Raw genomic sequence first — 20,321 nt, 5'->3', positions numbered from 1 at the left:
GCAGGGTAGGAATTTGTACAAATCAACGGATAATTTCACATATCGAAGGTGAAATAGTGAGATGGTGAAATGGTGAGTGAGCGAATAAGTGAGTTTTCCGTGCTGTCATGGTGAGGGCACCAAAGCCATCCGTTCTCTCTTCGTGACCGGCCTAGTAAACAGACAAGCCCTTACTTCCAGCACGGAGGTAAGGGCTTGTCACGTTTGGAAGGGTAGCACGTTGGTCAGGACGGATGGTGTCGCTTCGCTCACCATGACATTTCACTCACTTACCAACTTACCACTCACTATTTCACCATCTCACTATTTCACCATTTGCAAAGTGTTGCGACGGTCTAGTTTGCCGGAGGGCGTGGCTTGGAACTGGGGCACGAAGACGAATTCCCGGGGCTGCTCGTATTTGTCGAGGCGCTGAGAGAGCAAGGCATGTAGCTGCTGCTGCTGGGCCGGGGCTAACGGCTCGCCCTCCAGAAACGCCGTTACCTGCTCGCCCAGGCGCTCATCGGGGCGGCCCGCTATAAAGGCGCGGCACCGCAGGCCCAGCTCCATAAGGGCTACCTCCAGCACCTGTTCCACCTTTTCGGCCTGCACTTTCACGCCGCCGCTGTTAATCACGAAATCAGCCCGGCCCAGCCACTCGAAGGTGCGCGCGTCCAGCAGGTTTACCCGGTCGTTGGTGGTGATGAGCTGGTCCTGGGTTACATCGGCCCGGATGGTGAGGCAGCCGCGCTCATCCTGGCCCACGTGTATGCCGGAAAGTACGTGGTAGTAAGGCGTTGCATCGGGGCCATTGAGGCGGCGCAGGGCAATGTGGGAGGCCGTTTCCGTCATACCGTACGTGAGGTACACGGGCACCTGTACCTGCTGAATTTCCTGTTCCAGGCTTTTCTCCACGGCCGCGCCACCTACCAAAATGCCCTTCAGGCGGTTAAGGCGCGGGGCGTGACCGGCGGCCAGCACCGCCCGCAGCTGCAGGGGCACGAAGGAAGTAAAGTCGAATTCGGCGCCGGCTGGCACCAGGGCCAGCGGGTCGGCTTGAGGCTCCACAATAGTCAAGTGCATGCGTCGCTCGAAGCCCCGCACCAGCATCATCAGCCCGCCCACAAATTCGCAATTCAGGCACACCAGCATCCGGTCGCCGGGGCCCAGGTCGAAGTAGTCGCCGGTGCGGCGGGCAGAGGCTGCCAGCTGCTGGCGGGTCATGGTCACGCGCTGGGGTAGGCCCGTGGAGCCCGAGGTTTGCAGCCCAAACTCCTGGGCCCCATTCAGCCACTGCCGGCAGAAATCCAGCACGCGGGCTTCATAGCCGTTCAGATCGGTAGGGGAGTTGGCGGGATATTGCTGAATGTCGGCGTAGTGAAATTCGCGCCCATTGAGCAGCAGGGAATCGGGAAGGAGGGCAGAATCAGGGGCCATGCACGAGAAAGTAGGAGAACCAGAAAGAGCCGTATACGCATCTGCTTAGCTAAGCAGCCAGCGTTGGTAGGCTGGGGCGGAGGGGCGGTAAGAAAGGCCAACACTAGCAGCAGAAACCCATAGGCCGGCAGTTCCAGGGCCCCGCGGCTCAGTGCGTAGGCAAGCAAGAAGGGCAACCCCAGCAAGCCCAGCAAGCTGTTGCGCAGAAAAATCCGGGCCTGGTAGATTCGCATGTTTTCCTCGGCCCGTCGGCGCAGGTTGGGGCGTAGCCGCCGGGCCAGCAGGTACAGCAGCAGCCCAACCACCGGCACCAGAGCCCCTAGCAGCAGCAAGGCCGGCCCGGAAGCTGAGGGTGGTGCCTGCCGAGTGCTCAGCCCTACCTGCTTGCCCATGGCTAGCACCACGCCCACCATTAGCAGGGCTTGCCCGCCGTAGTGCAGCCAGTGCAGGCGCCAGATGCGCCGGATAGCGTGGTGAAATTCCACATCGGTCATGGGGCGTAACAAGCAAGTAAGACGGATGGCGGGAAAGAAGGCAGGAAGCAATGCCAAAGCTCAGGCACTACCACTTCGGCATACGGAACTACCGCGCACAGGGTAAGAAACCCACGGTGGAGCTTGACTTCTAGCACGTTAACCCTGTATCTTAAACAACGTCACTACCCGCTACCCGCCATGCTACTTGTCGCCCCTGGTCCCTTTGCCCTGGCCCGAACCTTTGTGTTCCGGCGCTACCTCACGTTGCGTAGCCACGTAGTTCGCCCCGTTGCCGCCCCGCCGGTTGTAGATGCGGCTCGCAAGGCCCGTAAGCTGCTGAAGAAGCGCGCAAAGGAGGAACGCCTGCGCAACTTCTTCGGCTGGTGCGAGGGCTGCGGCGCTTACGGCTCGATATTTTAGCGGCTGCCTAGCTGCTCCGCAAGTACTTAGGCAACTGGAATAGTTCGGTTGAGCAAGGTAGCCTGAATCAGGTAGCGTGTTTCTGGCTTCCGTCAACCAGCCTGCCGGGTGGCGCCGCCGACTGTGCGTGACGTTTTTCTTCGGCTATGCGAACAGCTTGAGGAGTGGAGTTTTGTGAGGCTGTGAGGCCTTATGTTGCGGCAATCATGGTGGTTACGGCCGACGACATCATGGTCATGTAGTAGTTGGCGCAGTGCAGGACGGTAAGCAACAGCAGGGCTTTGGAGTCGGAAGCCTCAAACTCCTCCGTGGTGGTAAACGTGTAGTTGTAGTTGAACTTGCTCCACTCAAAATCGGGCTTTACTACCAGTAGCTCCTGCTCGTTGCGGCCGCGTAGCACGTACTCGCTTTTGAGCATGCTCTTGGTTTTGAAGACGAAGGCGTGGCTGCTGTCGTTGAGCTTGGACTTGAGGATGATGTTGCCGTCCCAATTCATTTTAAAATTCAGCAGCACCTTGTCCTGGTCTTTCAACTCAATGGTAGTACCCCAAAATCCTTTGGGCTCTAGCTGAAACGCGGAGCCATCGGCCAGGGTAGCAACAGCCTTAAAGGAAAACCATTCGCTGTAGTGCAGGGCTCCTAAAGCGGTGCCATCAGCAGCCAGTAACTCAAAATCTCTCGTGCCGTTGGCTAGTATCCGGTACGCTGCCATAGTTCTTGGAAATACCTGTTAATAGACCGCTCGCAGCATTTGCGGAGGTGAAAATGATGGCGCAATTGCGCCTCGCCAATATAGTGGGTAGCACGTAACGGAAACCTGCTTCAACGAAGATTCTCACGCGGAGCCCGCACAAAAAAGCCCACCCGAAAAATCGGGCGGGCACTGCGTTAAATGCTGAGTAGTGTAGGAAGCTGGGACCACCCGGCTTGTTGCCGGAGTGTGGTTTTACGTGCTCTGAAGGCCTGCTACTTGCCTTGGGCTGGCTGGTCTGGCAGCAGCTTGAAGTAGGTGGCTTTAAAGCGGTTGTCTACTACCTCGCCCTGCACCTCCGCCTTCCGGATGGCCTGACAGAAACCGTCCTTGGCGTGGGCGTCCCCGTGCGAGTCGATGGTGGTGCCGTCCACGAAATAGGCTTTGCCATCTAGGCGCACGGCCAAATCACAGCTTTTGCCCGGCAGGCCCAGTCGGCACTGCCCGCAGGAGGCCTCCACCACCCGCACTTCCTTGGCCTTATCGGGGTAGCAACACTCGTAGCCGGCGGGGCCGACTGGGCCTGCGCGGTGCAGATGGCAGTAAAGCTCAGTAACAGCAGAAGCAGGGCAGATTTCATACGGCTTCAAGTAAGACAGGAGAGATACGGCAATATAGCCAGCCGAGGGCAAAAGCAAGTAAAGCAACACGGCCCGCATCCGCCGAGGATGCAGGCCGCAATAGAACCATTCAGAAAGGAAAGGTTACGGGAACTTGGGATACTTCGAGAAGTCGGGCTTGCGCTTTTCCAGGAAGGCGTTTTTGCCTTCTTTGGCTTCCTCGGAGAGGTAGTACAGCAGCGTGGCGTTGCCGGCCAGCTCCTGAATTCCGGCCTGCCCGTCGAGCTCGGCGTTGAAGCTGGATTTGAGCATACGCAGGGCCAAGGGGCTCTTTTCCAGGATTTTATTGCACCAAGCCACCGTTGTTTCTTCCAGCTGCTCCAAGGGTACTACCTTGTTCACTAGGCCCATGTCGAGGGCTTCCTGGGCATTGTACTGGTCGCAGAGAAACCAGATTTCGCGGGCCTTCTTCTGGCCTACCACGCGGGCGAGGTAGGAGGCCCGAAGCCGCCATCAAACGACCCTACGTTGGGGCCGGTTTGACCAAAACGGGCGTTTTCGGCGGCAATGCTCAGGTCGCACACCACGTGCAGGACGTGGCCGCCCCAATGGCCCAGCCCGCCACCATGGCTACCACGGGCTTCGGGATAGAGCGAATCTGCTTCTGCAAATCCAGCACGTTCAGGCGCGGCACGGTATCCTCGCCAACGTAGCCGCCTTCGCCCCGCACGCTCTGGTCGCCGCCCGAGCAGAACGCTTTGCCGCCTTCACCGGTGAGGATGATGACCCCGATGTCGGTGCGGTTGCGGCAGATGTCCATGGCCTCAATCATTTCCTGCACCGTGAGGGGCGTGAAGGCGTTGTGGACCTGGGGGCGGTTGATGCTAATCTTGGCAATGCCGCCAGACTGCGTGAAGAGGATTTCGCGGAACTCCTTAATCGGAGTCCAGGTAAGTTGTTCGGCCATAGAAAGTGGAATAGAAAAAGCGTCAAACATTCCTGCCATTCCTTGAGCTTCACCCGGTGGAGGCAACATGCTTAGGATGACAAGTAGTGGGAAAGCATTACGTAAACGAAGATTTCACCGCCGCGCGGTACTGTTCGAAGAACTCGGCGTTGGTAGGGCTGTCAGTGGTGATTTCAAGCAGACTTGCGCCGGATTCGGGTGCAAAGAAAACCGGTAAAGCCGATTCTAGTTCAGCGAAGGTGCGGGCCGTGTGGTAGCGCAGGTGGAAATCACGCGCCGTATTCTCGGCCGTGAGCGGCTGGCGCGTCTCGAAAAACTCCTCCAGCTCCGGCTGCTGACGAGGCCCGTCAATCAGCCGGAAAATGCCGCCGGCGTGGTTATTCAGCAGTATCACGCGCAGATTGGGGTAGGGTAGTTGTGCCAGAAAGCGTTGCGGTCGTAGAAGAACGCTACGTCGCCGGTGAGCAGCACCACCGGCCGGCTGGGTTGGGCCAGAGCGGCTCCAATGGCCGTGCTGGTGCAGCCGTCAATGCCGCTGGTGCCCCGGTTAGCGAAGACCTCGACGGTGCGGCCGGCCGGTACCCCCAAGATGTTGGCGTAGCGCACAGCCATGCTGTTGGCCAGGTGCAGGGCCGTGCGGTCGGGTAGCAACTGCAGGGCTCGGTGGATGGCCGTAAACTCATTGAACGGCTGATGAGGCTGCTGCATAAACTCCCGCAGAAACCCCTCGGCCCAATTTTCAGCTGCCAGCCACGGCTTGAGGTAGGCCGCCTTGGCCGACGCTACCGCCTCGCTCAGGTGCGCGCCGCTGCCCGGCCATGTAAGGCGGAAAGAGCCAGCCGAGGCCGGGGCACCGCCACGCGCGTAGCGTCTGGAACGGCGGTATGGGTGGGTGTGGCCCCGTAAGGAGTCGGAGTGGTGGTCGCGCTAGGAATCGAGCCTAGATCAGAAGCTTCTGAGACTCCTATACTGTCTGTTGTACTATGCGGTGCTTCGGCCAGTAGCGTGACAAAAAAGTCGGCCGGCTCCATGCGCACTACCTTGGTTAGCGACTGGAACGTGTCGGCCACCGCGCCGGCCGGCTGGATGTGCCAGTGCTGGGCCGGCTTGGCGGTACGCAGGTAGAGCTTGAGGGCCTTGGAAATCAACGACTGGCCGAAAGTAAGCAGCAGTTCCGGTTTCAGGGCTTGCTTCAGGCCTGGCTCCGGAACGGCCATAAATATATCCTGCCGGCCGAGGGGCGCAGGCGCTGGTCGAAGTCGGGAGCGGCGGGCAGGTGCAGGTTGGCAATCAAATCACCGACAACTGGCACCTGGTAGGCGGCCGCAAACTGGCGCACTGCTAACAACAACTCGGCGTCGGCGGGGTGCTGTCCGGCTACCACCAGCACGCGGCTGGTCGTTTGAATGGCTTCGCGCAACTCGTGCAGCAAGGCCGCGGGCAGCAACGAGCGGCCGGGCAGCTCCCGGGTCACCTTCACCGGCTCAAATTGAAGTTCTTCGCCCGCTTTAGGGTAGAAGGGCTCCCGCAGCGGTACGTTGACCTGCACCGGCCCAGCCGGAAACTGCTCGGCCAGTCCAATGGCCTCCGACACCAAGCGCCCGGCGTGCCAGTGCGCATCGGCGTGACTGGTATCGGCGGGGAAAGTAAACGTGCCTTTGGCGTGAGCCCCGTACAGGTCGGCCTGCCGAATGGTCTGCCCGTCGAGCTGGTCTATCCACTCCGGCGGCCGGTCGGCGGTGAAGACTACCAGCGGAATCTGCTGAAAATAGGCTTCGGCTACGGCCGGCGCGTAGTTCAGGCCCGCCGTGCCGGAGGTGCACACCAGCGCCACCGCCCGCCGTTGGGCCTGGGCCAGCCCCAGCCCGATAAAGGCCGCGGCCCGCTCGTCGGGCACCGTGCGCACCGTAATGGCTGGGTGGCGGGCAAAGGCAATGGTTAATGGAGCGCACCGGGACCCAGGCGAGAGCACCACGTCCGTAATACCGAGCTGGGCGCAGATTTCGGGAATATTATGAACGGCTTGCAGGGAAGACATAGGGTAGGGATAGAGGCAGAAGGAAGCAACAAAGAATGCTTCAACAAGCGAAAACCAACTCAGGCAAAATGAGCTGCTAACGGAAGTGGGTGAAACGCATCGGCTTCTGGTGCGCTCGTGAAGCCGTTACGCAAAATATCACGAGGCATCTCACGTGCTAACAGCTGCAATGACAGCCCACTGCGTGCCTTGCTTTGCTCTGCAAGATGGCGTCGTAATGTACTGTCCGCACAACTTTGCATAGCACCAATAGTTCAGCTCACTCATGCAGAATAGCGCCAATGGTGCGCAGCTTCAGCTCGGTTTCCTGCCACTCGCGCGCGGGGTCAGAGTCAATGGTCAGACCGGTACCGGCGTAGAGAATGGCTTCCTGGGGCCGCAACTGCAGGCAGCGCAGATTCACGTAGAGACGGGCTACGCCGGCCTCGGGTAGGTTCACAGGACCCAGGAAACCAGCGTAATAAGCCCGGTCGTAGCCTTCCTGGCGGCGCAGAAATTCCAGGGCCGGCTGCTTAGGAACCCCACCCACGGCCGGGGTAGGGTGCAGGAGGCGGAGCATATCGGTGCCCAGGGTTGGGAAAGGAACCTGGGTGAGGTGCACGGCAAAATCGGTGCGCAGGTGCAAGAGCTGGCCGGCAGCCACGGTGCGCGGACCCCGCTCGTCGTACTCGCGCAGGCGTAACTGCTTGAAGCAATTCACAATGTAGCGCGCCACCATGGCGTGCTCCTCCAAATCTTTGTGGGCCCACTTGGCGGTGGCCGGTATCATGCCCGGCAGCAGCGGTTGGGTGCCAGCCAGGGCCATAGTCCGGAAAACCTGGTCCTCGGTAATTTCAGCCAGCACCTCGGGGGTAGCGCCCAGCCAGGTACCCACTCCCGGCGCACTCACCAATGACACGAACGCATTGGGGTAACGCTCCTGCAGCTCGTCGAACGCCGCCAGGGCATCAAAGCCGGCCGGCAACAGCCTGCGCACGGCCCGGCTTGATACCACCTTGTGCACGGTGCCGGCCTCAATGGCCGCTACCCCGGCCGCTACCAGCGCCTCATAGTCGGGTTGGGAGGCGGTAGCTGGTACTGGTTGGCGGCTCAGGTGCCAGGGAAGGTCGGCCGTGGGTGGGAGGGTAGCAAAGCGCTGTCGTAGCTCTGGCAACCGGGCCGCCGCCGCCGAACTCACCTGAATTTCCTCTGGATGGGCCAGATCAAAGTACAGGTCGGCGGGCAGGAAAAGCGGCGGGTTGTGGTCGGAATCCCGGAAGGGAAAAAAGGCGAATCCCGCCGGGGCTGTGGGCTCCAGAGCGGGCGGCAACCCTACGTAGGCGGAATCAACTTTTAAGCTCAGGCACAACCGAGCGTGCTGGGCGCCGGGTAGGCGCCAGAGCGCTACCGGCCGGCCGCTACTCAAGGCCAGCGCTACTAGTCGCCGCCGCCGATCCGCCACGGGCAGGTTGGGCTGCCAGGAAATGCGCTGCAGGCTGCTCATGCCTGGGGTTTGGCGGCGGGTAAGTCAATCACGGCCATAGTAATGCGGCTGATGCACACCAGGGCCCCGGTTTCCTCGTGGGTAATCCGGATTTCCCAGACCTGGGTACTGCGGCCCACGTGCAGGGCCGTGGCCCGGCCTACCACGTAGCCGTCGCGCACTCCTTTGATATGGTTAGCGTTGATTTCCAGCCCCACGCAGGCTTGCTTGGTTGGGTCGAGCCGGGTGGCGGCGGCCACGCTACCCAGGGTTTCGGCCAGGGCCACGGAGGCCCCGCCGTGCAGCAACCCCATGGGCTGATGGGTGCGGCCGTCCACGGGCATGCGGCCTTCTAGGTAGTCGTCGGTGAGGGCGGTCAGCTCAATGCCGAGGGCGTCGGCCAGGGTGGGGCGAGTGTTTACCCAGTGCTTTATTTGCTCCAGCGTCATGCGTAAGGAGTGAGGGTCGAAAGTAGATGGCCACTGCAGCGGCTGGCAGTAGTAAAACGAGGCTACCCCCGTGGTAGAATAACCGCTTCTAGGCGAAAAAGTAGGTGGAAAGGCTGGCTGAGCGGCCCGATGGTGGCAAAACCAGCGAAACAAGCCAGCTTAAACATATCTGTGCAAGCGAAAAGCCCGTACTTTAACGGCAGACACAGCAAAACTAGGGGGAAAGTGAGCGTCAAAAAAATATACCTCATCCGCCACGGCCAGACCGATTTCAACGTGCGCGGCATCGTGCAAGGCAGCGGCGTCGACTCCTCCCTGAACGAGGCGGGGCACCGCCAAGCCGCGCGTTTTTTCGCGGCCTACCGCCACGTGCCCTTCAATAAAGTGTATACCTCCCTGCTGCAGCGCACCCAGCAGTCGGTGCGCGGCTTCCTGGAGCTAGGGCTACCCCACGAGCAGCACGCCGGCCTAAACGAAATTAGCTGGGGCGTCCGCGAGGGTACCCGCATCACACCTGAGGAAGACGAAGAGTATCACCAAGTGCTGCAGGACTGGCGAGCCGGCCGCACTACCTCCCGCCTATTGGGCGGGGAAAGCCCCGAGGAGGTAGCGGCCCGGCAGCGCCCGGTTATTGAACTGCTGACCTCCCGGCCCGAGGAGGAAAACGTGCTAGTGTGCATGCACGGCCGCGCCATGCGCGTGCTGCTCTGCCAGCTGCTGGGCTACCCCTTACGTCTGATGGACTCATTCGAGCACCACAACCTCTGCCTTTACCAACTCGATTACACCGGCTCCATGTTCACCGTGCGCAACTTCCTAGACGTGCGCCACCTGCAAGAAAATCATGCCTAGTCCAGGGCTGAGGGTAGCCGGGCTGGTTGGGTTGCTTTGCGGGTGCACTGCGGAATGTGAAGAACAACGAATGGCGGGCGCCCCGTCGAACGCTGTAACACTTGCTGTAACGGAGGCGGATACTAACAAGGAGAGCTTTAGCTGCTATTTTCCGGAGTATTGCTATCAGCTGCTAGCGGCTCAGCCTACTGCATCTGTCAGGCATCAAACCTTGCGTGGAAAGGCATTTGTACGCTTTACCGTTGATTCTACCCTACGGATCAGCTCAACTCGCATCATGGGTGTACGTCTGATCTGGAAGAAATCGGGCAAGCCCTACATGAGTATAGGAATGAAACCAGACTCAGCGAAACTGCAACAGTTTTTGCCGCTGGTTGGGCCTGCAGTGCAGCAACTAAAAATGGTGCCTACCGCGCGTACTGATCGGAAGGGGTGTGGGGTAGAGCAATGGGTGGTGCCGGTAACTTTCAGGTGAATGATGGTCTGAGGGTCCGACGCTTTTCTGCTGCAATGCTAAGAGTGCTTGCCCAGGCGAAAATTCGCTGTTTTGAGCCCAATCGTAGAAGAGGGGCTTTAGTTTGCACCCCCAGAAATTCGGGCTAATTTTGGCCCACTCAACCCAACGAAGACGCAGATGGCCGAACTCATAAAAATGCCCAAAATGAGCGACACGATGACCGAAGGGGTCATTGCTTCGTGGCTCAAAAAAGTAGGCGACAAAGTAAAATCCGGGGATATCCTGGCCGAAGTTGAAACCGACAAGGCCACGATGGAGCTGGAAAATTACGAAGACGGCACCCTCCTGCACATCGGCCCGAAGGAAGGCGAATCCGTGCCCGTTGATGGCCTGCTGGCTATTGTTGGTAAGGAAGGCGAAGATATTTCTAGCCTGCTAAGCGGCGGCACCGCGCCGGCTCCCGCAGCGGAAGCTCCTAAGGCAGAGGCCGCTCCGGCTCCCACGCCGGCCCCTAGCCCAACTCCAGCTGCCACACCTGCTCCGGCGGCTCCGGTTGCTGCGGCTCCCGCGGGCAACGGCAAGAAGGCAACCGTTATCCGGATGCCGAAAATGAGCGACACCATGACGGAAGGCACCATTGCCTCCTGGCTTAAAAAGGTAGGCGACAAAGTGAAGTCTGGCGACGTGCTAGCCGAAGTGGAAACCGATAAGGCCACCATGGAGCTGGATAACTACGAGGACGGCACCCTGCTCTATATCGGCCCGAAAGAAGGCGAGGCCATTCCCGTGGATGGCATTCTGGCTATCATTGGGGAAGAAGGCGCCGACGTGCAGGCCCTGCTCGGTGGTCAGTCGGGCGGTAGTGCCCCGGCCCCGGCTGCGGCCGCTGACACAGCAACTGCTCCCGCAACCAGCTCGGCCCCAGCTCCGGCCACAGAGGCTGCTCCTGCTCAAAACGGTGGCCGCATCTTCGCCTCGCCCTTGGCCAAAAGCATTGCCAAAGACAAAGGCATTGACTTGAGCACCATCAAAGGCTCGGGCGAAAATGGCCGCATCGTTTCCCGCGACCTGGAAAGCGCCCAGCCATCAGCGGCCGCAGCGCCGGCGGCACCTGCCCCAGCTGCTGCTCCTTCGCAGCCAGCCCAGGCCGCCAACACCCAGTCGGAATACATTCAGGCCGCCTTGCCCGAGCAGCCGAAAGCCGCTCCGGCCCCAGTGGCTACCCCCGCGCCAACCGCCGCCGAAGGCACCTACACCGATACGCCAGTATCGCAGATGCGCAAGGTGATTGCCCGCCGTCTGTCGGAAAGCCTGTTCACGGCCCCGCATTTCTATCTGACGATGGAAATCCTAATGGACCGCGCCATGGAGGTTCGCACTCAGCTCAATGCCCTGTCGCCGGTGAAGCTGTCGTTCAATGACTTGGTTATCAAGGCTGCCGCTGTGGCCCTGAAGCAGCACCCCGCCGTAAACTCTTCTTGGCTCGGCGACAAAATCCGCCAGAACAAGGTGGTAAACATTGGGGTAGCCGTGGCCGTGGATGAAGGCCTGCTGGTGCCCGTAGTGCGCAACGCCGATGGCAAAGGTCTGTCGACTATTGCTACTGAGGTGAAAGAGCTGGCCGGCAAAGCCAAGAGCAAAAAGCTGCAGCCGAGCGAGTGGGAAGGTAGCACCTTCACTATTTCCAACCTGGGCATGTTCGGCATCGATGAATTCACGGCCATCATCAACCCCCCGGATGCCTGCATTCTGGCCGTGGGTGGCATCAAGCAAACAGCCGTAGTAAAAGACGGCCAGCTGGCCATCGGCAACGTGATGAAGGTAACCTTGAGCTGCGACCATCGGGTAGTAGACGGGGCCACCGGCGCCGCTTTCCTCCAGACGCTTAAGAGCCTGCTGGAAGACCCCATGCGCATGCTTATCTGATAACTCCAGCTAGAAGTAGAATAGAGAAGCCGGCCCATTAAGGCCGGCTTTTTTTGTTGCAGAGGTGGGAAATGGTTTGCCAAACGGCCGTAGAGACGCGACACTTCGCGTCTCCTTATTGAACGGTCGGGGCTGCACCGTTAGGATAAGTAACCTTAGCAACGAATGAGACACGAAGTGTCGCGTCTCTACAGCCGTGCTAGTGCGGCACAGTACCTAGGCCTAACCCATCCGTTCCGTGCAACTGCGCAAGATTCGGATTGAGGCCGACTACGACTGGCGGTACTTTTGAGGAGATTTCACTTCCTTCCTTCTTATGCAACCTACGCAAGCTGAGCTGGATTACGCCCGCGTGGAGCAGGCCATTGGCTACATTGCCGCCCACTTCACCGCGCAGCCTTCCCTGCACGACATTGCCGCGCACGTACACCTGAGCCCGTTCCACTTCAACCGGCTGTTTACGCGCTGGGCGGGCACGAGTCCGCAGCGGTTTTTGCGGTTTCTAACCAAGGAATACGCCCGGCAGGTACTCTTGGAGTCGGGAGACGTGCTGGCCGCTACCTACCAGGCGGGCCTGTCGGGCTCCAGCCGCCTGCACGATTTGTTTGTGACCTATGAGGCCATGACGCCGGCCGAGTACCGCGCCCAGGCCGCCGGGCTGGTCATTCGCTACGGCTTTCACCCCACGCCCTTCGGCGAGTGTCTGCTCAGCCTCACGGAGCGGGGCATCTGCGGTCTAACGTTTCAATCGGCAACTGAGCGAGAAACGGCCCTTACGCAGTTGCGGACTACCTGGCCCGGCGCCACTCTACTGGCCGACGAACCCGAAACGGCGGCCGTGGCGGCCTCGCTTTTCCAGGTGCCCGGCCCCACGGCTGCCCGGCCGCTGCCCCTGCTGCTGAAAGGCACCAACTTCCAGATAAAGGTGTGGGAGGCGCTGCTGCGCATTCCGGCCGGTGCCATGGTATCGTACCGGCACATTGCGGCGGCCCTGGGGCAGCCGGGCGCCAGCCAAGCGGTGGGCGGGGCAGTAGGCGCAAACCTAATTGGCTACCTAATTCCCTGCCACCGCGTTATTCAGCAGCACGGCGGACCGGGCGGTTACCGCTGGGGCAGCGCCCACAAACAAGCGTTGCTGGCCTGGGAAGCGGCGCGCTCGGAGCCGGTTTCCCTTGGCTGAGCGGAGCGGGGGAGGTAGAAGGCCACGCCGTTATAGGCAAATATTTATTGCAAAAAACCTATACTTACCGGCGGTGGGAGCTACGCCGGCGGCACCCGATTGTGAATCGTTCAATTGAGCAAGGGTATGAAGCAGACTATACTGGCAGTAACGCTGTGTTTGGCCAGCGTTGGCGCTTTCGCGCAAGGGCAGACCATTTCAGGGCAAATAACAGACAGCGCGGGCAAGCCCGTGATTGGTGCCACCGTAGTAGAAAAAGGCACCAACAACGGTACGGCTACCGGCAACGACGGCCGCTTTACGCTGAAGGCCCGCACGGCCAGCCCCCGCCTGCAGGTAAGCTCCATTGGGTACGCCACGCAGGAAGTAGATGCCGCCGGCGGCCAGGTAAGCATCCGGCTGACCGACGCTACTACGGGCCTCAGCGAAGTGCAGGTAGTGGGCTCCCGCAGCCAAAACCGCTCCGTCACTGATTCGCCCTCGCCGGTGGACATCATCGACTTGCGGGAGGTAACCACCAAAACCGGTCAGCTCGACGTAAACCAGCTGCTGCAGTTTGTGGCGCCCTCCTTCAACTCGAACCGCCAAACCGGCTCCGATGGTGCCGACCACGTGGACCCCGCCACCCTGCGCGGCCTGGGGCCCGACCAAACCCTGGTACTAGTAAACGGCAAGCGTCAGCACCAATCGGCGCTGGTGAACCTGTTTGGCACCCGCGGCCGCGGCAACACCGGCACCGACCTGAACGTGATACCGGCCGCCAGCATCGAGCGGATTGAGATTTTGCGCGACGGGGCCTCGGCCCAGTACGGCTCCGATGCCATTGCCGGCGTCATCAACATCGTGCTGAAAAGCTCGGTGAAGGAGCTGACCGCCAACGTGAACTACGGGGCCTACGACGCCAAATACCGCTTCGACGACGAGAACTTCGACGGCGGCAACTTCAACGCCAACCTCAACTACGGGGTTGGGCTGGGGCAGAAGGGTAGCTTCGTGAATGCCACCGTCGACTACAACCTGCGTGAGCACACCCAACGGGCCAACGTGCCCAACGCCGACGGCCTGGCCCGCCGCGAGTACGGCGACCCGGAAATTCGTAACCTCTCGGCCTACCTCAACTCCCGGTTTGCCCTCAATGACCGGTCGTACTTCTACGTGTTCGGGGGCGGCAACAAGCGCCGAGGCGACGCCTACGCTTGGACTCGCTTTGCCGACGACGACCGAAACGTGCCCGCCATCTACCCCAACGGCTTCGACCCCATCATCAGCAGTGACATTTGGGATGCCTCGGCGGTGGCAGGGCTGCGCACGGCCCTGGGCGAGTGGGAGCTGGATGTGAGCAACAACTTCGGCTCCAACCGCTTCGAGTACGGGGTCAAGAACACGCTCAATTCCTCGTTGGGTGCCAGCTCGCCTACCTCCTTTGATGCCGGTGGGTTTCAGCTCCAGCAGAACGTGGTAAACCTGGGTCTGACGCGCAACTACAAAACCGTGCTGCAGGGCCTGAACGTGGCCGCCGGGGCCGAGTGGCGCCGCGAGTGGTACTCGCTGTTTGCGGGCGAGGAAGCTTCTTACGCCAACTACGACCCCCAATCCGGGGCGGCCAGCGGCTCTCAGGGCTTCCCCGGCTACCAGCCCACCGATGCCATTAAGGCCCAGCGCGACAACGTAGCGGCCTACGCCGATGCCGAGCTGAGCGTGACCCAGCGCTGGCTGCTGGCCGGAGCCCTACGCTACGAGCACTACTCCGACTTTGGCAGCACGCTCAACTACAAGCTGGCTACCCGCTTCAACCTCACGGAGTTCCTGACCCTGCGCGGCACGTACAGCACCGGCTTCCGGGCGCCCTCCCTGGCCCAAGTAAACTTCAACTCTACCTTCACCAACTTCATCAATGGCGAGCCGGTGGAGGTGCTACTGGCCCGCAACAGCAGCGCCGTGACGCAGAAGCTGGGCGTACCCAGCCTCCAGCAGGAAACCTCCAACAACGCCAATATCGGCCTCACCAGCCGCATCGGTTCCTCCCTGAGCTTGACCCTGGACGGCTACTACATCAAGGTGAAAGACCGGGTAGTGCTCACCAGCCAGTTCTCCGCCGACGACCCCGTTATCGGCCCCGATTTGCAGGCCCTGAACGTGGACCAGGCCCAGTTCTTCGCCAACGCCGCCGACACCCGCTCCCTAGGCCTCGACGTGGTGCTGAGCCACACGCTACCCCTGGGCACCGGCCGGCTGAATTCCACGCTGGCGGCCAACGTCAACGACCTGAAAATTGACCGGGTGCGTACCTCAGGCCGGCTGACGGGGAGGGAAGAAGAGTTTTTCGGGGCTCGGGAGCAGGCCTTCGTGAAAGCTTCAGCGCCGCCTTCCAAAATCAACCTCACCTTTGACTACCAACTAGGCCGCTTTGGGGCGCTGGTGCGCTTCGTGCGGTTTGATAAAATTACGCTCATCGACTGGGACGGCGCCTCGATGGAGTATGACTCGCGCATCACCACCGACCTAACCCTGAACTACGCGCTAACCAACCACTTGCAGTTCATTGTGGGTAGTGCCAACCTGCTGAACCGCTACCCCACCTTGTTCGATCCGCAGCGCACGGAAACCGGCGGGGCCTGGGACCCTGTGCAGATGGGCTCGAACGGCCGGTTTTACTTTGCTAAATTGCAGGCCCGTTTCTGAGTTGGTGCCAGCCCTATCATCGTCTGTCATCCTGACGAAAGAAGGACCTTATCACGCCAGTGCGGGTGCCGTTGCCACGGTCCGGGCCAGCAGGGTAAGGTCCTTGCTTCGTCAGGATGACAGATGTTTTCAGCCGGCACTGCCCACTAAAAACTGCTTATTTGATATGAGAATCCGCTCCACTACCGTCCTGGGTGTGCGCCACAACGGCGAAATTGCCCTCGGCGCCGACGGCCAGGCCACCATGGACAAGCACGTGGCCAAGAGCAACGTGCGCAAGGTGCGCAAGCTCCACGACGGCAAAGTGGTAACCGGCTTTGCCGGCTCCACCGCCGATGCCTTCATGCTGCTCGATAAGTTTGAGGAGAAGCTGGGTAGCTACAACGGCCAGCTGCGCCGCGCCGCCATTGAGCTGGCCAAAGAGTGGCGCAAAGACCAGTACCTACGCAAGCTGGAAGCCATGATGGTAGTAGCCGACAAGGATGAGCTGCTCATCATTGCTGGCACCGGCGACGTGCTGGAGCCCGACTCTGATGTGGCTGCTATCGGCTCGGGCGCCATGTACGCCCAGGCCGCCGCCCTGGCCCTTAAAAAGCACGCCCCCCACCTCACGGCCCGTCAGATGGTAGAAGATGCCCTGCACATAGCCGCCGACATCTGCATCTACACCAACCACAACCTCATGATTGAGCAGCCCAGCTAGAATTACTTTTTTCTAGTTCCCCTCCTCAGATGAGGAGGGTTAGGGGTGGTTGAAAACGTAGAACGATAACTAGAGCTAGTTCTAAAGGTCGTTTCAGCAGTTCAGCCACCCTAACCCCTCCTCATCTGAGGAGGGGAACTAGCTTTCTAGCTTTACATTTGTGAGCAACCCAGCCCGATAGTACCCTATTCAGAATCTTTAATATAGGGCCTCACTATTGAACGATTCCGGGCTGCACTTTGATTGTAAACCGCATACCACCTACAGAACCTTCGATTCGATGAACGTAACGAACTTCCTCAAGCACCACTACCGCCACTTCAACGCCGCTGCGCTGATTGACGCCGCCGAAGGCTACAACAAGCACCTCGCGGAAGGGGGCAAGATGATGATTACCCTGGCTGGCGCCATGAGCACCGCCGAAATGGGCATCCAACTGGCCGAGCTCATTCGCCAGGACAAGGTGCAAATCATCAGCTGCACCGGTGCCAACCTGGAAGAGGATATCTTCAACCTGGTAGCCCACGACTTTTACGAGCGGGTACCCAACTACCGCGACCTGACGGCCGCCGATGAGCAGGCCCTGCTGGAGCGCCACATGAACCGCGTAACCGATACCTGCATTCCGGAAGAGGAAGCCATGCGCCGCCTGGAGCACTCGGTGCTCAAGTTCTGGGAGCAGGCTGATAAGGCCGGCGAGCGGTACTTCCCCCACGAGTTCTTCTACCAGATCCTGAAGTCGGGCGAGCTGGAGCAGTACTACCAGATTGACCCCAAGGACTCCTGGATGCTGGCTGCTGCCGAGAAAAACCTGCCCATCATCTGCCCCGGTTGGGAAGACTCCACGCTGGGCAACATCTTCGCCGGCCACGTTATTTCCGGCGACATCAAGAACGTGCACACTGTGCGCACCGGCATTGAGTACATGATTTACCTGGCCGAGTGGTACACCAACCAAGCTACTGAGGAAAGCAAAGTAGGCTTCTTCCAGATTGGCGGCGGCATTGCCGGCGACTTCCCGATCTGCGTAGTGCCCATGCTGCACCAGGATCTGCAGCGCACCTCGGTGCCGCTGTGGGGCTACTTCTGCCAGATTTCGGACTCGACGACTTCCTACGGTTCCTACTCCGGCGCCGTACCCAACGAGAAAATCACCTGGGGTAAGCTGGGCCAGGACACGCCCAAGTTCATCATCGAGTCGGATGCTACCATCGTGGCCCCATTGGTGTTTGCCATGGTGCTAGGCCAGTAATTGGCTGCCTAGATAGCCTATAAGAAAAAGCCTGCCGCTGAAGCTTCAGCGGCAGGCTTTTGGGTTTTATTATCCAGCACTAATAAGAAATACTTTCTGCTTCTCAAGGACTAACTTCCGGCGTTGGCTGTTTTAGCTGACTTCCTATTTCACTAGCCGCGTCAGTGCCTTGGACAGCGCGTCGCCTCGTAGGTTCATGGCTATGATTCTACCAGTTGGGTCTACTAAGAAATTCTGCGGAATAGCTTGGATGAAATAGGCGCGGGCAGTCTGGCCCTCCCAGCCCTTCAGATCGGCTACTTGTGTCCAGGGTAGCTGATCATCCTGAATAGCTTTCACCCATTTTGCCCGGTCCCTGGCCTCATCGAGTGACACGCCGAGCACGTCGAAGTTCTTGTCTTTAAACGTGTGGTAGGCTTTCGCCAGGTTTGGGTTTTCCGCGCGGCACGGGCCGCACCAACTGGCCCAAAAGTCGACCAACACGTATTTGCCGCGGTAGTTCGTGAGCGAAACTTGACGACCATCGGGCGTAGCTTGGGTGAAATTTGGGGCCATTTGTCCCACCTGCAACTCTGTCTCAGGCTTAATGCCCAGCGTGTTTTGCTGAATTGTCGTCCGGATTTCCTCGGCTCGCGGGCTATTGAACGCAGCGGGTGACAGGGTAGGAAGCAAAGCCATCACCAGCGCGGTGTGTGTGGGGTCCTTGCTGATACTGTTCAATACATACAGACTGATGGGCGACGTGGGGTGGGCGCGGACGAAAATAGAATCCAGACGGGTGCGTTCCCGCAGTAAAGCCGTGCGCTGTGCCTGCAGGTCCTGCCGGAACGCCGGCAACTGCTGCTCTGGCGTTCCGGCCCGCAGCGCTTTTTCCAGCACATTCAGTTGCCGAACAATCGGTTCTGCTGCAAACCATATCTCCCGCCAGGCATCTGTGAGCGGTGTGCCGCCCACTTGCGCGTTCTTGAGCGAATCGGGGCTAGTGAAGATGAGCGTACCTAGTTCAAGGTAAAAAACTGCCTTATGATCCGACATATCGTCCATATTCCGCCGCATGGAGAGCAATCCTTTAGTGGGTTCGTCCACGGTGCCCTTCAGTTCGAAGCGCCCTCCCTTTACCACCGCAGAATCTAACATCCTCCCGCTGCGCAAATAAACGTAGGTAGGCTTGCCGCTGTACGTAGTTGGACCCAGGCGGCCCTTCAGCATGAAGGGGACAGACGGTTGCGCAGCGGCCAAGCCCGGCACCAGCAGCAGAAGAAGCAGGTAGTTCTTCATGGGTAGTGGGTATTGAAATTGATTTTTAATTATAATACTCAAATAAAAATTTGGCGCTAGTAACATAACAGGTCTCGTACGGCTTCTGCTCCGGTGCTGTGCCCAACGGGAAAATCACCAGGGCTAGGACACGCCCAAGTTCATCATCGAGTCAGATGCTACCATTGTGGCCCCGTTGGTGTTTGCCATGGTGTTGGGCCAGTAATTGGCTGCATAGCTCTTAGTAAAAAGCCCGCCGCTGGATTCAGCGGCGGGCTTTTTCATTTCAGTGAGTCAGATGCTCATCAATGAAAGATTGAATGAGTGTGTCGTCCAGGTCGTAACGGGCGGGGGCACCTGCTGTAATATTATTAATACGATTCCAACTGGGCCGGAGGTCCTCCCACCGCTGCTTAATATGGCGTAACTCTGCCGGAGTAGTCACGAAAGACTGCTCATCGAGCACTGTTAGAACGTGCTGTTGCACTTCCCAGTTATTTCCTGCTGCCTCAAATACTATTTCAAATAGCTCAACCAGTTTTTTGCGGCAGTTTAATGCCTGCAGGGCATAGACTAATGTACCTCGATTTTGAAGGTTAGCCGGGTTTTTTATTGCTTTTAATAAAGGTATTACGGCATGATTAAACCGATTTTCACGGAATACAATAGCCACCGCATTTCGGACCTGAGCATTTTCATGCACCAATAAATCGAGCAAGAATCGACGGTTTCGGCGCTGCGTGGTTTTGTGAAATCTGCCCCCAAAATGGAATAGACGATAACAGGCGTTTCGTGCTTCATTCCGATCCGCAGAGAAAACCGCAGATTTTAAGTAAGTAAGCCGGTCTTTCTTCGACATGTAGGAAAATACCTGGATTGGGAAGTCTGACAAGATAACAGACTCACCGCTGGTCGTAAATATGAAGCTGCCTTATCCTCAATACCTAGCCCTGCCGTACTACCTCTTAGTATCGGCAAAGGCACTATTTCTACCTTGCCGACATCATCCCAGCTCTATGCTTCCGCTATGCCTCTTGACCCCGCCAGCTTCCTGCAACACGCCGCCCCCGACGAAAAAACGACCGTCTATACCAAGGCTACGGACGGTAGTATGCAGGAGCATCCGGCCCTGCTCATTGCCCAAACGAAAACGCAGAAGCTATTTATTACCCTAGAAAAGCGGCGACGCTACGTGACGCACACGCAGGTACCGGGCTCCAACGATGTAGAAATCGACTTTCTGCAGGACTACGAAGAAGTAGAGGCCCTGATGGAAGATGCTGGCCTAGATGGTATTCACGACGGGGAACAGGGTATCGTGTACCACAACCTGCTATTTCTGTTAATGAACCCGTGAGCGAGGGAATAAGGCAACCGGGTAGTGTCATGGCTAGGGGCACGAAGTCGTCCTTCCTCTCCATGCCAAACACCCGATAATGTAACAAGCCCTTGACGCTACCATACGTCAAGGGC

Annotated in this window: 20 protein-coding genes and 2 pseudogenes; 9 read left to right on the top strand and 13 right to left on the bottom strand. The window is 59.1% G+C overall.

Features of this window, described 5'->3' with window-relative positions:
- Window positions 1-303 precede the first annotated feature (303 nt).
- Both MUN84_RS04500 and MUN84_RS04495 read right to left on the bottom strand, forming a co-directional pair.
- Complete coding sequence (locus MUN84_RS04500; RefSeq protein WP_244696830.1) at window positions 304-1,416, bottom strand: AMP-binding protein; 1,113 nt, start codon at window positions 1,414-1,416, stop codon at window positions 304-306.
- A complete protein-coding gene (locus MUN84_RS04495) occupies window positions 1,311-1,967 on the bottom strand; it encodes a hypothetical protein (RefSeq protein WP_244696829.1) in 657 nt (218 codons plus the stop codon). The genes MUN84_RS04500 and MUN84_RS04495 overlap by 106 nt, the downstream gene beginning before the upstream one ends.
- 123 nt (window positions 1,968-2,090) lie before the next feature.
- On the opposite strand from MUN84_RS04495, the gene MUN84_RS04490 reads away from it, so the two are divergent.
- The gene (locus tag MUN84_RS04490; RefSeq protein ID WP_244696828.1) at window positions 2,091-2,312 is read left to right on the top strand and encodes a hypothetical protein; all 222 of its coding nucleotides are present in this window, start codon (window positions 2,091-2,093) and stop codon (window positions 2,310-2,312) included.
- A gap of 190 nt (window positions 2,313-2,502) precedes the next feature.
- Here MUN84_RS04490 and MUN84_RS04485 read toward each other — a convergent pair whose 3' ends face one another.
- The 9 genes and pseudogenes from MUN84_RS04485 to MUN84_RS04450 all read right to left on the bottom strand — a co-directional run bounded on the left by MUN84_RS04485 (window position 2,503) and on the right by MUN84_RS04450 (window position 8,539).
- Window positions 2,503-3,024: a hypothetical protein gene (locus tag MUN84_RS04485; protein WP_244696827.1), complete on the bottom strand. Its 522-nt coding sequence runs from the start codon at window positions 3,022-3,024 to the stop codon at window positions 2,503-2,505.
- A 254-nt stretch (window positions 3,025-3,278) separates the two neighbouring features.
- Window positions 3,279-3,653, bottom strand: coding sequence for a DUF6370 family protein (locus MUN84_RS04480; RefSeq protein WP_244696826.1), 375 nt, complete (start codon window positions 3,651-3,653; stop codon window positions 3,279-3,281).
- A gap of 114 nt (window positions 3,654-3,767) precedes the next feature.
- Window positions 3,768-4,590 (bottom strand): annotated as a pseudogene (menB, locus tag MUN84_RS04475) (1,4-dihydroxy-2-naphthoyl-CoA synthase).
- Window positions 4,591-4,687: 97 nt separating this feature from the next.
- On the bottom strand, window positions 4,688-4,984 hold the full coding sequence (locus MUN84_RS23540) for a hypothetical protein (protein ID WP_317239109.1): 297 nt from the start codon (window positions 4,982-4,984) through the stop codon (window positions 4,688-4,690).
- Entirely contained in the window at window positions 4,981-5,298 is a 318-nt protein-coding gene (locus MUN84_RS23535) for a hypothetical protein (protein WP_317239108.1), read from the bottom strand. Before MUN84_RS23535 ends, MUN84_RS23540 begins: the two co-directional genes overlap by 4 nt.
- A gap of 86 nt (window positions 5,299-5,384) precedes the next feature.
- Window positions 5,385-5,807, bottom strand: coding sequence for a hypothetical protein (locus MUN84_RS04465; RefSeq protein WP_244696825.1), 423 nt, complete (start codon window positions 5,805-5,807; stop codon window positions 5,385-5,387).
- Window positions 5,783-6,628: a 2-succinyl-5-enolpyruvyl-6-hydroxy-3-cyclohexene-1-carboxylic-acid synthase gene (gene menD, locus MUN84_RS04460; RefSeq protein WP_244696824.1), complete on the bottom strand. Its 846-nt coding sequence runs from the start codon at window positions 6,626-6,628 to the stop codon at window positions 5,783-5,785. The genes MUN84_RS04465 and menD overlap by 25 nt, the downstream gene beginning before the upstream one ends.
- A gap of 259 nt (window positions 6,629-6,887) precedes the next feature.
- Window positions 6,888-8,111, bottom strand: a complete 1,224-nt coding sequence (locus MUN84_RS04455; protein WP_244696823.1) for a chorismate-binding protein — start codon at window positions 8,109-8,111, stop codon at window positions 6,888-6,890.
- Window positions 8,108-8,539 (bottom strand): hotdog fold thioesterase, encoded by a 432-nt coding sequence (locus tag MUN84_RS04450; protein ID WP_244696822.1) that lies wholly within the window; start codon window positions 8,537-8,539, stop codon window positions 8,108-8,110. Before MUN84_RS04450 ends, MUN84_RS04455 begins: the two co-directional genes overlap by 4 nt.
- A 225-nt stretch (window positions 8,540-8,764) precedes the next feature.
- Here MUN84_RS04450 and MUN84_RS04445 point away from each other — a divergent pair, with 225 nt between their 5' ends.
- The 6 genes from MUN84_RS04445 to MUN84_RS04420 all read left to right on the top strand — a co-directional run bounded on the left by MUN84_RS04445 (window position 8,765) and on the right by MUN84_RS04420 (window position 17,591).
- A complete protein-coding gene (locus tag MUN84_RS04445) occupies window positions 8,765-9,391 on the top strand; it encodes a histidine phosphatase family protein (protein ID WP_244696821.1) in 627 nt (208 codons plus the stop codon).
- A gap of 634 nt (window positions 9,392-10,025) precedes the next feature.
- A complete protein-coding gene (locus MUN84_RS04440; protein WP_244696820.1) occupies window positions 10,026-11,774 on the top strand; it encodes a pyruvate dehydrogenase complex dihydrolipoamide acetyltransferase in 1,749 nt (582 codons plus the stop codon).
- Between the two features lie 316 nt (window positions 11,775-12,090).
- A complete protein-coding gene (locus MUN84_RS04435) occupies window positions 12,091-12,954 on the top strand; it encodes a bifunctional transcriptional activator/DNA repair enzyme AdaA (protein WP_244696819.1) in 864 nt (287 codons plus the stop codon).
- Window positions 12,955-13,080: 126 nt separating this feature from the next.
- Window positions 13,081-15,636: a TonB-dependent receptor gene (locus MUN84_RS04430; RefSeq protein WP_244696818.1), complete on the top strand. Its 2,556-nt coding sequence runs from the start codon at window positions 13,081-13,083 to the stop codon at window positions 15,634-15,636.
- Between the two features lie 166 nt (window positions 15,637-15,802).
- On the top strand, window positions 15,803-16,339 hold the full coding sequence (hslV, locus tag MUN84_RS04425; RefSeq protein ID WP_244696817.1) for an ATP-dependent protease subunit HslV: 537 nt from the start codon (window positions 15,803-15,805) through the stop codon (window positions 16,337-16,339).
- A gap of 280 nt (window positions 16,340-16,619) precedes the next feature.
- Window positions 16,620-17,591: a deoxyhypusine synthase family protein gene (locus MUN84_RS04420; protein WP_244696816.1), complete on the top strand. Its 972-nt coding sequence runs from the start codon at window positions 16,620-16,622 to the stop codon at window positions 17,589-17,591.
- A gap of 144 nt (window positions 17,592-17,735) precedes the next feature.
- On the opposite strand, the gene MUN84_RS04415 is transcribed toward MUN84_RS04420, so the two are convergent.
- Window positions 17,736-18,869, bottom strand: a complete 1,134-nt coding sequence (locus tag MUN84_RS04415; protein WP_244696815.1) for a TlpA disulfide reductase family protein — start codon at window positions 18,867-18,869, stop codon at window positions 17,736-17,738.
- A gap of 74 nt (window positions 18,870-18,943) precedes the next feature.
- Here MUN84_RS04415 and MUN84_RS04410 point away from each other — a divergent pair.
- Window positions 18,944-19,074 (top strand): annotated as a pseudogene (locus tag MUN84_RS04410) (deoxyhypusine synthase); the annotation flags it as partial.
- Between the two features lie 60 nt (window positions 19,075-19,134).
- Here MUN84_RS04410 and MUN84_RS04405 read toward each other — a convergent pair.
- Window positions 19,135-19,707 (bottom strand): hypothetical protein, encoded by a 573-nt coding sequence (locus MUN84_RS04405; RefSeq protein WP_244696814.1) that lies wholly within the window; start codon window positions 19,705-19,707, stop codon window positions 19,135-19,137.
- A 168-nt stretch (window positions 19,708-19,875) separates the two neighbouring features.
- Between MUN84_RS04405 and MUN84_RS04400 the strand changes: the two genes are divergently transcribed.
- On the top strand, window positions 19,876-20,205 hold the full coding sequence (locus tag MUN84_RS04400) for a hypothetical protein (protein ID WP_244696813.1): 330 nt from the start codon (window positions 19,876-19,878) through the stop codon (window positions 20,203-20,205).
- Window positions 20,206-20,321 lie beyond the last annotated feature (116 nt).

The organism is Hymenobacter sp. 5516J-16 (assembly GCF_022919335.1).
Lineage (GTDB): Bacteria > Bacteroidota > Bacteroidia > Cytophagales > Hymenobacteraceae > Hymenobacter > Hymenobacter sublimis.
This window is presented reverse-complemented; position numbering and strand designations above follow the sequence as displayed.